Raw genomic sequence first — 15,315 nt, forward strand, 5'->3', positions numbered from 1 at the left:
GAGCAAGGGGCTGGTCCCACAGCCGTGGGGGGCGATGGGGCGATGGGGCAAGGGGGCAGCCACCTGCCCGCGCAGGCCGGCCCTGGCCGCCACCACCCGAGGACACCGCACCCCCGCCCCACAACGCCCCACTCCCCCTGCCCCGCGGCCTCCCCACCCACCAGTTCCAGCCACCCGATGCCCCACCCCGCCACCCCACGGCACAGCCGCCCCCCACCCCCACCATTTCGGGTGACCACCGACCCACCCCCGCCGCAGCCCCGCAGCCCCGCAGCCCCGCAGCCCCGCAGCCCCGCAGCCCCGCAGCCCCGCAGCCCCGCAGCCCCGCAGCCCCGCAGCCCACAACGTTCCGGGGGCCCGGGGGGCACCCTGGTTCGACAGTTTCGGGTGGGTGGGTGGGTGGGGCGGTCCGCGCCGCGCAGCGGCGGGGACCGGGGGAAGCAGCCGGGGGTACGCCGAAGGCCCCCGCAACGCGTCGGAACGCGTCGCGGGGGCCTTCGGGGCGTACAGGAGATCCCGGGGATCAGGCCTTGGGCTCGTCCTCGGTGGACTCGGCGGCGGCCTCGGCCGGGGCTTCGGCGGCCTCGGTGGACTCGGCGGCAGCCTCGTCCTCGTCGTCGAGGTCGACGACCTCGCCGTTGGTGTCCTTGACCGTCGCGGCCTCGACCACGACCGCGAGCGCCTTGCCGCGGGCGACCTCGCCGACGAGCATCGGCACCTGGCCACCCTCGACGACGGCCTGGGCGAACTGGTCGGGGCTCATGCCGGAGGACTGCGCGCGACGCATGAGGTGCTCGGTGAGCTCCTCCTGGTTCACGTTCAGCTTCTCCTTGTTGACGAGCTCGTCGAGGACGAACTGCGTCTTGATGCCCTTGACCGCCTGCTCACGGGTCTCGGCGTCGAACTCTTCCTCGGTCTTGCCCTGGATCTCCAGGTACTTCGCGAGGTCGAGGCCCATCTGGCCGAGCTGGTGGTGCTCCAGGTTGTGCTTGCGGGTGCGGATCTCGTCCTCGAGCAGCTTCTCGGGGACGGGGACCTCGACGATCTCCAGGAGCTTCTCCAGGACGCGCTCCTGGGCCTGGGTGGCCTGGTCGAACTGGCGGGCCGTCTCCAGGCGCTTGCGGCTGTCGGCCTTCAGCTCGTCGAGGGTGTCGAACTCCGACGCCAGCTGCGCGAAGTCGTCGTCCAGCTCCGGCAGTTCGCGCTTGGCGACCTGGGTGACCTTGACGGTGACCTCGGACTCCTTGCCGGCGGCCGAGCCGCCCTTGAGCTCGGAGGTGAAGGTGGCTTCGCCACCGGCCTCCAGGCCCTTCACGGCCTCGTCGATGCCCTCGAGCAGCTCGCCGGAGCCGATCGTGTAGGAGACGCCGGACGCGACGCCGTCCTCCAGGACCTCGCCCTCGACCTTGGCCTCCAGGTCGATCGTCACGACGTCGCCGTCCTCGGCGGCACGCTCGACCGGGGACGTGGAGGCGAAGCGCTCGCGCAGCTCCTCGACGGCCTTGTCGACGTCCTCGTCGGCGATCTCGACGGCGTCGACCTCGACCTCGATGCCGGAGTAGTCCGGGATCTCGATGGCCGGACGGATGTCGACCTCAGCGGTGAAGTTGAGGGTCTCGTTGTCCTTCAGCTCGGTGATGTCCACCTCGGGCTGGCCCAGGACGTTGAGCTCGGCCTCGTTGACCGCCTCGGTGTAGAACTTCGGGAGGGCGTCGTTGACGGCCTCCTCGAGCACCGCACCGCGGCCGAACCGCTGGTCGATGACGCGGGCCGGGATCTTGCCCTTGCGGAAGCCCTTCACCGTGACCTGCTGGTTGATCTTCTTGTACGCCGCGTCGAGGCTGTCCTTGAGCTCCTCGAAGGGCACCTCGACAGTGAGCCGAACCCGGGTCGGGTTCAGGGTCTCCACGGCGCTCTTCACGGTTCGGTCTCCTTGTGGGCTGACTTCTTGGATTCTGCCCGGTTGAGAGACACACGGGCACGCAGCTTGCATAGTAACGGCACGCGGGAGCCGACCCACAATGCGATCTTGGTCAGCGGACCGCCGGGGCCGTACGGAGTTCGGTCCCCACCGGGTAACAGGCCACCGGATGCGGGGGAACCAGCTGGTCGGGGTGGCGGGATTTGAACCCACGGCCTTCCGCTCCCAAAGCGGACGCGCTACCAAGCTGCGCCACACCCCGTCGGTGCGACACGTAGGGTACATGCCCGCAGGCAGTGCGGCGCCCGCGCGAACGGGAGTGAATGGGGGTGTGCGGCGCACCGCCTCGACCCGCTACGATGCTGTCCGTGCCGCGCACGCTGACCTGCGAGGGGTCGCTGCGCGAGCTGTGCGGGCGTAGCTCAATGGTAGAGCCCTAGTCTTCCAAACTAGCTACGCGGGTTCGATTCCCGTCGCCCGCTCTGTGGCCTCCGGCCCGGTGTGCAGGTTCGCCCCTGCGCCCGGGCCGGAGGCTTTTTCGTGCGCCGGGGCGCTTCGGTCAGGGGTTTCGTACGTCGACGCTGTAGACGGAGCGGACGCCGTAGGGGACGTAGAGGGCGTCGCCCACGAGGGTCAGGGGCGCCCCGCCCCCCTTGGGGTCGTGGTCGAACTCTCCCGGGGGCAGGCGGCGGCCGGAGCGGGCCCAGATCTCCTCGCCGCTGGAGCGGTCCAGGGCCGCGAGCCGACCGGTCGGGGAGGCGATGTAGAGGCGGGAGCCGGCGGCCAGGGGCGGGCCGGGGAAGTCCACGGAGGACGTGCGGCTCCACAGCCTGCGGCCCGTGCCCGGGTCGAAGGCGCCGACGCTGCCGTTGTCGGAGACGAAGTAGAGCGTGCCGCCCGCGAGGTGGAGGCGCGTGTCCGCGCCCTGGGGGTGGGACAGGCGCACGGTGTGGGCACGGCGGGAGGACGGCTCGACCACGACGACGGAGTGGTGCTGCCGCTTCTTCCCCTGGGGTTCGCGGACGAACACGAGGCCGTCGCCCGCCCGGCCGACGAAGTACAGCTCGCCGCGGGCCTCGGCGGTCCACAGCGGCCTGCCGTCGCGCGGATCGACGGGTGAGACGCGGGTCGTGACGGCGGCGCCGTCCGGCCCCGGGGGCACGCAGACCAGGTAGCCCCGCCCGCCGAACGCGCGCACGTTGCAGCCCTGGTCAGCGGGCAGCTTGCGCTGCCAGACAGGCTTGTCGCGGCCGGGGACGAGGAGGGCGTAGGCGCTGTTCTCGGCGCCGGTGAGCGTGAGGATGCCGTGCTTCGTGGCCACCGCGCCCCCGATGTCGGGAGCCGGATCCGGGGCCAGGGCGCTCTCGCCGTGCGTGGTGGTGTGCTTCCACCGCAGCTTGCCGGTGCGCACGTCGCGGGCCTGGATCTCGTACCGGGCGACGACGGTGTCCGCGGACTTCTCGGTCTCGTGGCTCCGGTAGACGTACACCTGTCGGCGGTCGGCCGACGTGCCGATGATGTTGCCGAGGCCGCTCCACATTCCTTCCGGTTCCGTGCCGTTGACGGGCTGCTTCCACCCCACCTTCCCGGTGGTCAGCGAGAAGCGCGCGGCCTGGACGTCGTCACCCGCGCACACCAGCCCTCCGCGTGCGGCGACGCAGCGCGTGAAGGACGTGGAGGCCATGCTCTCCGGCGCCAGCTCGACCCTGGCCTGCCAGGACCGCCACCCGGCCGGAAGGTCGCTGGACGGCGTGTCGCCGTCGAGCAGGCGGACGCCCGTCCAGGCCCCGAGCACCGCGAGCGACAGACCGCCCACCGACGCCGCGAACAGGAGTCTTCGGCGCTTGCGGGACCGGGGCGCGAGGGCCGCGTCCGGCGTCTGCGGTCGGCGCGGAACCGGTTCCCCCCGCAGCAACGCCAACAGCTCGTCCGGTGTGGGGCGTTCCTTCGGGTGCTTGGCCAGGCACTGGGTGACGAAGGGGCGCAACTCGGTGGGGACGTCGGTGAGTTCGGGGGTGGATTCGACGACGCCGGTCGCGGTCTCGTAGGGGGAGGGGGAGTCGAAAGGCCCCCGGCCCGTGGCCGCGTAGGTGAGGACGGAGCCGAGGGAGAAGATGTCGGAGGCGGGGCCCACGTCGCGGGGGGACGTGAGTTGTTCCGGGGACATGTACGGCGGGGTGCCCATGACGCGGCCGGTCTGGGTGAGGGGGTCGCCCGCGAGGGCCTCGGCGGCGCGGGAGACGCCGAAGTCGATGACGCGGGGGCCGTCCTCGGCCAGCATCACGTTGGCCGGTTTCAGGTCGCGGTGGACGACGCCCACGCGGTGGATGTCGCGGAGGGCCTCGGTGAGACCGGCGGCGAGTTCCAGGAGGCGGTCCGGGGGCAGCGGGCCCTCGCGGCGGACGTGGGTGCCCAGGTTCTCGCCGGGGATGTAGAGCGTGGCCATCCAGGGGCTCGCGGCGTCGGCGTCGGCGTCCACGACGGGCGCCGTGAACGCGCCGCTGACCTGACGCGCGGCCGCCACCTCGCGGCGGAAGCGGGCGCGGAACTCGGGGTCGTCGGCGTACTGCCCGTGCACGACCTTGACCGCGAGACGGCGGCCGGAGGCGGAGCGGGCGAGGTAGACGACGCCCATTCCGCCGGAGCCGAGCCGGTCCTCGACCGGATAGCCGCCGATCCGTGGTGGATCGGTTTCCCGTAGCGCCATCCGATCAGGACCCCCGTCCGCCGCGCACCGTCAGAACTGTATGTCCCCGATGGTCTCGGCCAGCGAGTCGAGGAGTTCCTGGATGTCGTCGGCCATTCCCGTGGAGGCGAGCACGAAGCCGAAGAGCGCCGCGACGATGGCGGGCCATACCTTGATGTTTCCCTGACGCACCATCATGACAAGGACGATCGCCAACAGCAGCACCACTGACAGCGAAATGGCCACACAGATCACACCCTAGGTCGGTCGCTCTCCCGCCCGGGGGGTACGACCCCGCACTCCCCCGCCAGAACCATCGTGCCACCAACAGCACCTCGCCATGCGGCCGGTGACACATCGTCGGCCAAGCCTTGACCAGTGGTGCGGGTGTTCCGCGGGTGCCGGAAGGGCCCCGGACACTCGCGGCGGGCGCCAACCAGGGCCATGCGTACGGGAATTCGACGCGTCCACCGGACGGCGAATTTCGACTTGATCGTTTCCATGGCCGGTCACCGCAGGGACGTCGGCGCGGCATCTTCCGGCACCGCGTGCCCGGCCGCGTACGCACAAGCAGTTCACAGGAATTCGAATTGTTGCCGAGAGCACATCGCACGAGGCGCCATAACCCGCCACGCACCGATCAACCGGACATTTCACCAGAGTCGCCCGCGGGCGTTATGCACGATTTAAGCGGTGTGAATGCTGACCTATCGGACAGTTAGCCATCCTGCAACGCGGGTACCCGCGCCACCGATAAGGAAAAGTCCGATGACGCCTGGGCGGCGTTCCGATGGATGTGATGAACGGTGTCGATGAACAACCGGCGGGCGTGGCGCCGGAAACGAGACAGAAGACACGTCGGGAAAACGGCAGGAACACGGAGCGATGAACGGGATGAATGAGTTGAGGGTTTTACGGGAACACCGGGGCGACGCTAGGGTGCCTCAGATGTTCCACGCTGCCATGACCCCCGCAGGCGCAGTGCGGTCCCGGATCGTCTCACCGAGCTCCTGGTGGGAGGGCCTGTGACGAACTCCGCTCAGCCGCACGGGCGGCACCGGGCGCCGCTGCCTCCCCTGCAGTCCGCCGGCCAGGAGCCGGTCTCCGGAATGCCGGGCCCCCGCGCCCCTGAGTCCGCCGCGGCCACGGCCACCCCCCGCCAGGCCGGCCGCCACTCCGCCCCGACCGTTCCCCCCACGGCCCCGACGGCCCCCACGTACCGAACCCCCCACCCCTCCCCCGCCCGCGCGGTGCCCGCCACCGCCCGCCCCGCCGACGGCGCCGGCAAGCCCGCCAAGCAGCGCGACGCGTTCTTCGACAACGCCAAGTACCTCGCGATCGTGCTGGTCGCGATGGCCCACGCGTGGGAGCCCCTGACGGATCACAGCCGCAGTGCCGAAGCGCTGTACATGACCGTCTACACCTTCCACATGCCGGCGTTCATCCTGATCTCCGGCTACTTCTCGCGCAGCTTCGACATGCGCCCCGACCGGCTCAAGCGGCTCGTGACCGGCATCGCCGTGCCGTACGTGATCTTCGAGGTCGCGTACACCTTCTTCAAGCGGTGGGCCGACGACGATCCGACGCAGCCGATCAGCCTGCTCGACCCCTGGTACCTGACCTGGTTCCTCATCGCTCTGTTCGTGTGGCGGCTGACCACTCCGCTGTGGAAGATCGTGCGCTGGCCGGTGCCGCTCGCCCTGGCCATCGCCGTGCTCGCCGTGGTCTCGCCCGACATCGGCGACGACCTCGACCTCCAGCGGGTCCTGCAGTTCATGCCGTTCTTCGTGCTCGGCCTCTTCATCAAGCCCGAGCACTTCCAGCTGGTGCGCCGCCGCGAGGTGCGCCTCCTTTCGGTGCCGATCTTCGCGTGCGCGGTGGCGCTCGCCTACTGGGCCGCCCCGAAGATGACGTCCGTGTGGTTCTACCGGCGCGACAGCGCCCAGGAACTCGGCGTCCCGTGGTGGGTCGGCGTGGTCATGACGCTGGCCCTGTTCGGCTGCTCGGTGCTGCTCACGGCGTGCTTCTTCGCCTGGGTGCCGCGCCGGAAGATGTGGTTCACGGTGCTCGGCGCGGGAACGTTGTACGGCTATCTGCTGCACGGCTTCCTCGCCAAGGGATCCCGGTTCTGGGACTGGTTCGACGCCAACCCGTGGCTGTACCAGCCCGCCGGCGAGGTGATCGTGACGGTGATCGCGGGCGCCGTGGTGACGCTCCTGTGCACGCCACCGGTGCAGCGGATGTTCCGCTTCGCCATGGAGCCCAAGATGGAGTGGGCCTTCCGACGCGACGCGGCCGCGCTGGCCCGCGAGCGGGGGTCCTCCCGCTGACGAGCGGGGTTCCTCCCGCTGACGCTCCCCTCGGCCGTCAGGCCGGGGCCAGCAGCGCCCGCATGTGCGCGTACTTCGCCGTGAGGCGGGTCCGGGTCGTCTCGTCCAGTACGGCGAGACGGCCCGGATCCGCGTTGTGGGCCAGGTCGGCCTCCTTGACCAGGACGGCGCCGGGGGTCGCGCGGATCCGGGCGGCGTACGCCTCCGGGGGCTCGCCGGGCCGCTTGGTGAGGGCGCGCACGATGGCCTTCGTGGCCGGGGCCAGGGCGGCCGCGTCCAGCCAGTCCGGCGTCAGCGCGTCGTCCTCGATCGCGTCGTGCAGCCACGCCGCCGCGATCTGCGCCGGCGAGCCGCCCCGCGCCCGCGTCCCCTCGGCAACCGCCGCCAGGTGCTCGGCGTAGGGCCGCCCCGCCTTGTCGGTCTGCCCGGCGTGCGCCCGCCGGGCCACCGCCTCCACCTCGGCCAGGGTCATCAGCGTCATGCCGACGACCCTAGCGAGCGTCATGTCGAGGATCCCAGCGCCGCCCGCGCGGGCACCGCCGTCGCCACCAGGCCGAGCACCACGGCCGACCCGGCGAAGGCCGCGTACAGGAGCGGCGGGATGTAGGGGCCCTCACCGGTCAGGCCCTTCATCATCGGGACCAGCGTGGCCAGCGCGATGGCGGTGCCGATGACGACGCCCGCGCAGGTCACGAGCAGCGCCTCCCAGCGCACCATCCGCAGGACCTGGCGCCGGGTGGAGCCGATGAGCCGCAGCGTGCCCAGCTCGCGCCGCCGGTCGAGGACCGTCATGACCAGGGTGTTGGCGGCGGCGACGGCCGCGAAGCCGCCGAGGACGGCCGCCATGGTGGTGTTCGCCCAGGCCTGCACGGCGCGGTCCTTGGACTGGGCGGTGGTGTAGTCGTCGCGCTCCAGGACCGTGCCCTGGGACTCCAGATGCTTCAGCGCCGCAGCGGAGGAGCCCTTCGCCCAGATCTCGGTGTCGAACGCCGACGTGACGTGCCGCTTCATCTCGGCTCCGCCCAGGGTCACTTGGGACAGGCCGAGCCCGCGCTCGTACGTCGCGACGACCTCGGGCCGGGTCTTCGTGCCGTCGGGCAGCCGCAGTTCGACGCGGTCGCCGACCTTCAGGTGGGCGTTGCCCGCAAGGTTCGCGTCCAGGGCGACCTTGCCCTTGCCGAGGTCGATGCGGCCGGACTCGACGTTCAGGTCCTGCACCTTGGCGAGGTTCGCGGCGGTGCCGGTGACGGCCTGCGTGCTCGCCGACTGCAGATAGCGGTCGCCGCCCGAGCCCATCGGCAGCAGCACGGAGGTCTTCAGGAGGCCGACCGCGGAGCCGCCGCCGGGTCCGGTGGCCTTGCGCACCGTCGACGCGTCGAAGCCCGTCGGCGACGCCACGATGTGGTCCGCCGTGATGCCGTCGCGCTGCTGGTTCTCCGCCACCTTGTTCTCGGAGGTGTGCATGAAGACGAGGGTGGACGCGAACGCCATCGCGAGCACGATGGGCGTGATCGCGGAGGCCATCCGGCGTGCGTTGCTGCGGGAGTTGGCCGCGGCGAGCGACGCGGAGGCGCCCGCGCCGCGCAGCGGCAGGCCGAACAGGCCCGCGCAGGCCCGCGCCACCAGCGGCCCGAGCAGCGCCACCGCGAGCATGAAGAGCATCACGACGCCGAGCGCCGCGTTCGCCGCGTCGTCGCCGGAGGTGTTGGCGGCGACGCCCGAGAGGACCACGCCGCCGACGGCCGCCGCGACGCCGAGGGGCGTGCGCACCCAGCCCGGCCGCAGCCGCTCCACGGAGGCCTCGCTCAGGGCCTGGCCCGGCTTGATGCGGGCCGGGCGGCGCGCGGCCATCATCCCGGCGAACAGGGCGGTGAGGACGGCCGTGCCGACGGCGGCGGCCATGGGGATGAACGACACCGACAGGTCGACGGCCTGCGGGACCGCGTCCCTGTCCTTCAGCTGCCCGAACCACCAGCTCGCCAGGGCGATGCCCGGCAGGCAGCCGACGGCGCCCGCGAGCGGGGCCACCAGGAGAGTCTCCGTGGCGACCGTGCGGCGGATCTGGCGCGGCGTCGTCCCGATGGCGCGAAGGAGCGCGAACTCGCGGGCGCGCTGACCCACGGAGAGGGCGACGGTGGCGGCCGCAGTGAACACGGCGACCATCGCGGCGATGCCGCCGAAGGAGCCGCCGAGGCCCGTGAGGAGTTCCTCGGCCTCGGTGAGGCCCGGGTCCTCGGCGCCGCCGCGGCCGTCGCCGGTGTGCACCTCGGCCTTGTCGCCGAGCGCCTTGGTGACCTGGGACTTCAGCGTGGCGTCGGTGACGCCGTCCTTGGGCAGCACGGCGATGGCGTCGACGCGGCCGGGGTGTCCGGAGAGCTGGACGGCCTCGGCGTCCGTGAACCAGGCGGTCGGTGCCTGACCGCCGTTGCCGCCGCTGACCCCGGAGACCCGGAAGTCCCGCGGGCCGTCCGCCGTGGTGAGCGTGACGCGCTCGCCGACGCGGGCGCCGGTGCCCGTGAGCACCACGTCCCCGGTGCCGGGCGCGCGGCCCGCCGAGAGCGTCTCGCCGGTGAAGGCGGTGGAGCCCCAGCCGTGCGCGGTCAGTTCCTTGTCGCCCTGTTTGACGGGGAAGGTGACGTCGGCGACGGCCGTACGCGCGCCGGGCGCCGACGCCGCCTTCGCCACCAGTGAGTCGGCGAGGCGGGCGCGGTCGGTGACCGGCGCGCCGTTGTCGCTGCGGTCCTCGCCGCTGCCGGTCTCGAAGTGGGACTTCTGGTCGGCGGCGGCCACCACGGGCGCGTCGGCGTAGCGCACCGGTGGTACGGAGGCGCGCAGGCCGGTCTCCAGAAGGATGCCGCACGCGGACACGATGAAGGCGGCCATCGCGAGGGCGACGAACGTCCCCACGAAGGCGGCCGGCTTGAAGCGGACGGCCGCGCGGGCCAGTCCGTTGGGTACGAAGCTCACGCCGCCACTCCCGCGAACGCGGGGGCCGCGGCCCTCGTCAGCGCCGTCATCCGGTCCGCGATGCCTGCCGCCGAGGCGCCCTCCACGTGGTCGACGATGGCGCCGTCCGCGAGGAACAGGGTGCGGTCGGCGTGCGCCGCCGCGGCCGGGTCGTGCGTGACCATGACCACCGTGGCGTTCATGCCGTCCACGGCCGAGCGCAGCAGGTGCAGGATCTCGCCCGCCGTGGTCGTGTCCAGGGCGCCGGTCGGCTCGTCCGCGAAGATCACGTCCGGGGACGTCACCAGGGCGCGGGCGATGGCCACGCGCTGCTGCTGGCCGCCGGAGAGCTGGCCGGGGCGGCGCCCGCCCTTGTCGCCGAGGCCCACCCGGGTCAGCATCTCGGCCGCCCTGCGGCGGTCCGGGCGGTGGCCCGCGAGGCGCATCGGGAGCAGGACGTTCTGTTCGACCGTGAGCGACGGGAGCAGGTTGAACGCCTGGAACACGAAGCCCAGGCGGGTGCGGCGCAGGGCCGTCAGCTTGTTCTCGCTCATTCCCGTGATCTCCGTGCCGCCGAGGCGGACGCTGCCGTCCGTCGGGCGGTCGAGGCCCGCCGCGCACTGCAGGAACGTGGACTTGCCCGAGCCCGACGGGCCCATCACCGCCGTGAAGCTGCCTCGCGGCAGGGCCAGGTCCACGCCCCGCAGGGCGTGTACGGCGCCGGAGCCGCGGCCGTACTGGCGGCGCACCGCGCGCAGCTCGACGGCCCAGGGCGACGTCGTGGGGTCCGCGTCCGCGGGGTGGATCGGGGCGGACTCGTTTCGCTGCTGCCGCTTCTTCTTGCGCAGCCCCATGGCGTGGCCTTCCGTCGTTCGTGCGTGGTCGATGCATCGAACGTACGGAGTGCGGGGTGTCCGCGACCATGAGGCGTCCCGCCGAGTATGGGGTGGGGTTTCCCCCACCTTGGGACGTCGTGCCTGGTGACGCGCCTGCCGGGGGCTCCCCGACCCCGCCCCTTCCCGAAACCGTGGCTCCGCCCCGGACCCCGTAGCCAGACGTCCCACGGCGGGCGGGCCGGCCCTCCCCCGAATCGGCGCTCCGCGCCTCGTCCTCAAACGCCGGACGGGCTGAGATGTACCGGGGCAGGCTGGATGGTGCCGGACGGGCTGGACAGGGCCGGGGTGGGCTGCAATGTGCGGGGTGGGCCGGAGAGGCGCTGCGGGGGTGAGCCGTTTCGGGGTTGAAGGTGCCGCGCTACTGCACAGCCGAAGCAATGGCGGGGGCGGGCGGGTGGGAGAGAGCCCGTCCGGCGCTTGAGGACGAGGCGCGGAGCGCCGATATCGGGGGCGACCCCGGCAGGGCTGACGGTGCCGGGCTGTCGGCCAGGCCGGCGCGAGTCGGGGCGGGTGGGTGGGAGAGAGCCCGTCCGGCGCTTGAGGACGAGGCGCGGAGCGCCGATATCGGGGGCGACCCCGGCCCACCCGCACGGGAGTCCCCCGAGGCCCCCGGCCAGCTCACGTGTCGCGGCAGATCAACAACAGCGCCCGATCATCGTTGACGTCCTTCGCGACCGCCTCGATGAGGTGCCACGCGGCCCCGTGGAAGCCGCCGGGGACGTAGCGGTCGGCCTCGCCGGTGAGGCGGTCGATGCCTTCGGCGATGTCGCGGTCGGCCGCCTCGACGATGCCGTCGGTGAAGAGCATGAGGACGTCGCCGGGCCGCAGGGACCCCTTGACGGGGTCGAACTGGGCGCCGTCGTAGACACCGAGGAGGGGCCCTTCGCCGGACTTCTCCTCCCAGCGCCCGGTCCCGGCGCTGAGCTGGAGGGCGGGCAGATGCCCGGCGGAGAGGAGTTCGTAGTCGCCGGTCTCCAGGTCGAGGACGAGGTGGATGGAGGTGGCGAAGCCCTCGTCCCAGTCCTGGCGCAGGAGGTACCCGTTGGCGGCGGGCAGGAAGGCGTGCGGCGGCAGCGACCCGAGGAGGCCGCCGAAGGCGCCGGACAGGAGCAGCGCCCGCGACCCGGCGTCCATGCCCTTGCCGGAGACGTCGGTGAGGACGACTTCGAGGGTGCGCCCGCCGTTGGTGCGGGCGGCGACGACGAAGTCGCCGGAGAAGGACTGGCCCCCGGCGGGCCGCAGGGCCATCTCGCGGTGCCAGCCGCGCGGCAGCTTCGGGAGCTTGCTCTGCACCCGGATCCGCTCGCGCAGGTCGAAGAGCATGGTCCCGCCGCCCCGCCAGGGCACCCCGACGCGGCTGCGGAACTGGGCGATGAGGAGCCCGAAGAAGCCGCAGGCGGCGACGGCGAGGACGGTGCCGGGGGTGACCCGGGCGGGCCCTTCCGTGTAGGGGCCGAGCTGTACGGACTCCACGATGAGGGCGGCCGCGGAGGCGGCGTACAGACCGAGGAGGCTGGAGGGCCGCAGGAGCAGTCCGCCCGCGACGATGGGCAGCACGAGCGCGGCGGGCGAGAACCACACCGGGTTGACGATCGTGCACGCGGTGATGACAGGGACGGTCAAGAGGAGCGCGGCGAGCGCCACCCAGTCGGACCCGTCGCCCCGGAAGTAGTCGACACCGGATTTGCGCAGCCCTATGCGCGCCCGGTGCAGCCGCTTCTTCATGCGGGCCGGGAACGTATCCGCTTCGGCACGCCGCGCACGCTGCTCGCGCCGCTCGCGCCCTTCTCGTCGTACCGCCATTGCTCGTGGACCCTATCCACCGGGCCAGGCACTTCGCACGGGAGGTACCTCTTGTCCCCCTTCAGGGGCACCTCGCCCGTATCTCCACACCCAGCGTCCACACGCGCGTTCCGGTACGCGGAAAACAATTCGCCGCGCCCTTGGAGCCCTGGTAGGCATGGCATATGACAGCAGACTTGCGGGAGTTGAGCCAGGGCGACTGGGAGCAGTGGTACAAAACGCTGGACGTCGCTTTCGGTGGTGTGGCCGAGGCCCCGGAGGAGCGCGATCTGTGGCGCGACCTCACCGAGTGCGAGCGCTCGATCGGCGCCTGGGACGGCGAGACCTGCGTCGGCACGGCGGGCGCCTTCAGCTTCCGCATGTCGGTGCCGGGCGGCGCCCTGGTGGACACGGCGGGCGTGACGATGGTGGGCGTCGCGGCCACGCACCGGCGGCGCGGCCTGCTCACGGCGATGATGCGGCGCCAGCTGGACGACGTCCGCGAGCGCGGCGAGGCCGTCGCGGTCCTGACGGCGTCGGAGCCGGAGATCTACGGCCGGTTCGGGTACGGGGCGGGTTCGTTCCACCACCGCATGGAGATCGACACGACCCGGGTGGGCCTGACCGTCCCGCCGGGCACCGACGACGTACGCCTTCGCTACGAGACGCCCGCCAAGGCCCTGCCCGCCTGTGAGGCGGTGTACGCGCGGCGGGTGCCCGGCCGCCCCGGTCTGATGGCGCGGCGGCCCGGCTGGGAGCGCCTGATCACCCTGGACCCGCCGGCCGACCGCAACGGCGCGTCACCGCAGCAGTGTGTGCTCGCCGAGCGCGACGGCGAGGTCGTCGGGTTCGCGTTCTACGCCGTCAAGCCCGAGTGGGACGCCCAGGGCCCCAAGGGCACGGTCAAGGTGCAGGACGTGGAGGCCCTCGACCCGGCGGCGTACGCCGCGCTGTGGCGCTTCCTGTTCGACATCGACCTGACGTCGACGGTCCTGGCCCTGAACCGGCCGGTGGACGACCCGGTCGCGCAGCTCGTCACGAATGTGCGCCGCTGCGACCTGCGGACCCGGGAGTCGCTGTACGTACGCCTGGTGGACGTCGGCGCCGCCCTCGAAGCGCGTACGTACCAGGCGCCGGTGGATGTCGTCCTCGACGTCGAGGACGCCTTCTGCCCCTGGAACCAGGGCCGTTGGCGCCTGACCGGCGACACCAAGGGCGCCTCCTGCAAGCGCGCCGACGACGACACCCCGGCCGACCTCGCCCTCTCCGTCCGCGAGTTGGGCTCCCTCTACCTGGGCGGCGTCCCGCTCACCCAGCTCGCCGCGGCGGGCCGGGTCCGGGAGCTGCGCCAGGGCGCGGTGGCGGAGGCGGGCCTCGCGTTCGGCTCGGCCGTCGCGCCGTGGCTGTCGCACGGCTTCTAGCCGACGCCGCCCGCCCGCGCCCCGTGGGGCGCCTTCGGCTTGCGGGTCGCCAGGTACAGCGCGAAGAACCAGCCGAGGACGCTGGCGCCGAAGAGGACGTTCACGGCCAGGACGAGCCAGCGGTTCTCCGCGTCCCGCCAGAAGGCGAGCAACGCGGGGAGGAAGTAGAGGACGAAGAACGCCAGGACCGCGGCCAGGGCGAAGGGCGCGCTCAGATCGTCGAACACGGCGGGTGGAACCTTTTTCTCGTCACGGCCGGAGCCTGTTCCTTGTCGCGGCCGGTGGCTCGGTGCCGGTTACGGGCGGTTGCCCCGGGGCTGGCAGGTCGGGCACCAGAAGAGGTTGCGGGCGGCGAGATCGGCGGTGCGGATCTCGCCGCCACAGATGTGGCAGGCCTGCCGGGCCCTGCGGTACACGTACACCTCGCCGCCGTGGTCGTCCACGCGCGGCGGGCGGCCCATCGCCTCCGGCGTGTGCTCGGGCCGGACCGTGTCGATGCGATTGTGCCGGACGCCCTCGCGCATCAGATCCACCAAGTCCGCCCAGATCGCGGTCCATTGGGCGTACGTGAGGTCCTTGCCGGGCGCGTACGGGTCGATGCCGTGCCGGAACAGGACCTCGGCGCGGTAGACGTTGCCCACGCCCGCGACGACCTTCTGGTCCAGGAGGAGCGCGGCGATCGTGGTGCGGCTGCGGGAGATCCGGCGCCAGGCCGTCTCCGGGTCGTTGCCCTCGCCCTGCGGGCGCAGCGGGTCCGGGCCCAGGCGGGCGTGTATCGCCTGCTTCTCCTCGTCCGTGATCAGGGCGCAGGTCGTCGGGCCGCGGAGGTCCATGTACGCGGCGCTGTTCGTCAGGCGGAGGCGGACGGTGTCCGTGGGTGGGGGCGCGGGGGCGTCGCCGAGGGTGACCTTGCCGAAGAGACCCAGGTGGATGTGGATCCAGCCGGTGTCCTTGAAGCCCAGGAAGAGGTGCTTGCCGTGGGCTTCCGCCGTGTCCAGGGGGCTGCCCGTCACCAGGGCCGCGCTGTCGGAGAACTTGCCCTGCGGGCTGCTCGCGGTCGTCTTCCGGCCCTGGAAACGGTCCCGGTGGTCGGCCGCGAGGCGGTGGATCGTGTGCCCTTCCGGCACGGGTTCTCCTTCTTGCGGGGGGTGGGTGGGGCGGGCCCTGCCGGGGGCTTCCCCAAGCCCGCCCCTTCCCGAAACCGGGGGCTGCGCCCCCAGACCCCCGCTATCGGCGCTCCGCGCCTCGTCCTCAATCGCCGGACGGGCTGGAAAATCCAGCCCCTCCGGCGATTGAGGAGCGGGGTCTGGGGCGGAGCCCCAGTTTCGGGAAA

General features: G+C 72.4%; 11 protein-coding genes and 2 tRNA genes. 3 read left to right on the top strand and 10 right to left on the bottom strand.

Annotated elements, in window-relative coordinates; all coding sequences use genetic code 11:
• Positions 1-523 precede the first annotated feature (523 nt).
• On the bottom strand, positions 524-1,921 hold the full coding sequence (gene tig / locus AB6L24_RS37930) for a trigger factor (RefSeq protein WP_405663737.1): 1,398 nt from the start codon (positions 1,919-1,921) through the stop codon (positions 524-526).
• A gap of 185 nt (positions 1,922-2,106) precedes the next feature.
• Positions 2,107-2,183 (bottom strand) — tRNA-Pro (locus tag AB6L24_RS37935).
• Between the two features lie 149 nt (positions 2,184-2,332).
• Here AB6L24_RS37935 and AB6L24_RS37940 point away from each other — a divergent pair.
• Positions 2,333-2,403 (top strand) — tRNA-Gly (locus tag AB6L24_RS37940).
• 77 nt (positions 2,404-2,480) lie between these two features.
• Here AB6L24_RS37940 and AB6L24_RS37945 read toward each other — a convergent pair.
• Together AB6L24_RS37945 and AB6L24_RS37950 are read right to left on the bottom strand one after the other, a co-directional pair.
• Positions 2,481-4,628 (bottom strand): serine/threonine-protein kinase, encoded by a 2,148-nt coding sequence (locus AB6L24_RS37945; RefSeq protein WP_405663740.1) that lies wholly within the window; start codon positions 4,626-4,628, stop codon positions 2,481-2,483.
• Positions 4,629-4,658: 30 nt separating this feature from the next.
• The gene (locus tag AB6L24_RS37950) at positions 4,659-4,853 is read right to left on the bottom strand and encodes a hypothetical protein (RefSeq protein ID WP_030362531.1); all 195 of its coding nucleotides are present in this window, start codon (positions 4,851-4,853) and stop codon (positions 4,659-4,661) included.
• Between the two features lie 779 nt (positions 4,854-5,632).
• On the opposite strand from AB6L24_RS37950, the gene AB6L24_RS37955 reads away from it, so the two are divergent.
• Positions 5,633-6,937: an acyltransferase family protein gene (locus AB6L24_RS37955; RefSeq protein WP_405663742.1), complete on the top strand. Its 1,305-nt coding sequence runs from the start codon at positions 5,633-5,635 to the stop codon at positions 6,935-6,937.
• Between the two features lie 37 nt (positions 6,938-6,974).
• Here AB6L24_RS37955 and AB6L24_RS37960 read toward each other — a convergent pair whose 3' ends face one another.
• The 4 genes from AB6L24_RS37960 to AB6L24_RS37975 form a co-directional block, all read right to left on the bottom strand.
• The gene (locus tag AB6L24_RS37960) at positions 6,975-7,418 is read right to left on the bottom strand and encodes an HD domain-containing protein (protein WP_405664504.1); all 444 of its coding nucleotides are present in this window, start codon (positions 7,416-7,418) and stop codon (positions 6,975-6,977) included.
• A 20-nt stretch (positions 7,419-7,438) separates the two neighbouring features.
• Complete coding sequence (locus AB6L24_RS37965) at positions 7,439-9,904, bottom strand: ABC transporter permease (RefSeq protein WP_405663745.1); 2,466 nt, start codon at positions 9,902-9,904, stop codon at positions 7,439-7,441.
• Complete coding sequence (locus AB6L24_RS37970) at positions 9,901-10,737, bottom strand: ABC transporter ATP-binding protein (protein WP_405663746.1); 837 nt, start codon at positions 10,735-10,737, stop codon at positions 9,901-9,903. The genes AB6L24_RS37965 and AB6L24_RS37970 overlap by 4 nt, the downstream gene beginning before the upstream one ends.
• A 660-nt stretch (positions 10,738-11,397) precedes the next feature.
• Complete coding sequence (locus tag AB6L24_RS37975; protein WP_380855226.1) at positions 11,398-12,582, bottom strand: PP2C family protein-serine/threonine phosphatase; 1,185 nt, start codon at positions 12,580-12,582, stop codon at positions 11,398-11,400.
• Positions 12,583-12,746: 164 nt separating this feature from the next.
• On the opposite strand from AB6L24_RS37975, the gene AB6L24_RS37980 reads away from it, so the two are divergent.
• Positions 12,747-13,982 (top strand): GNAT family N-acetyltransferase, encoded by a 1,236-nt coding sequence (locus AB6L24_RS37980; protein ID WP_405663749.1) that lies wholly within the window; start codon positions 12,747-12,749, stop codon positions 13,980-13,982.
• Here the strand turns inward: AB6L24_RS37980 and AB6L24_RS37985 are convergent.
• Together AB6L24_RS37985 and AB6L24_RS37990 are read right to left on the bottom strand one after the other, a co-directional pair.
• A complete protein-coding gene (locus AB6L24_RS37985; protein WP_405663751.1) occupies positions 13,979-14,209 on the bottom strand; it encodes a superinfection immunity protein in 231 nt (76 codons plus the stop codon). The two genes, AB6L24_RS37980 and AB6L24_RS37985, sit on opposite strands and share 4 nt — an antisense overlap.
• A 69-nt stretch (positions 14,210-14,278) precedes the next feature.
• On the bottom strand, positions 14,279-15,109 hold the full coding sequence (locus AB6L24_RS37990) for an Fpg/Nei family DNA glycosylase (protein WP_405663753.1): 831 nt from the start codon (positions 15,107-15,109) through the stop codon (positions 14,279-14,281).
• Positions 15,110-15,315: the final 206 nt, after the last annotated feature.

The sequence above is a fragment of the Streptomyces sp. RK9 genome (assembly GCF_045070545.1).
GTDB classification, from domain to species: domain Bacteria; phylum Actinomycetota; class Actinomycetes; order Streptomycetales; family Streptomycetaceae; genus Streptomyces; species Streptomyces alboflavus.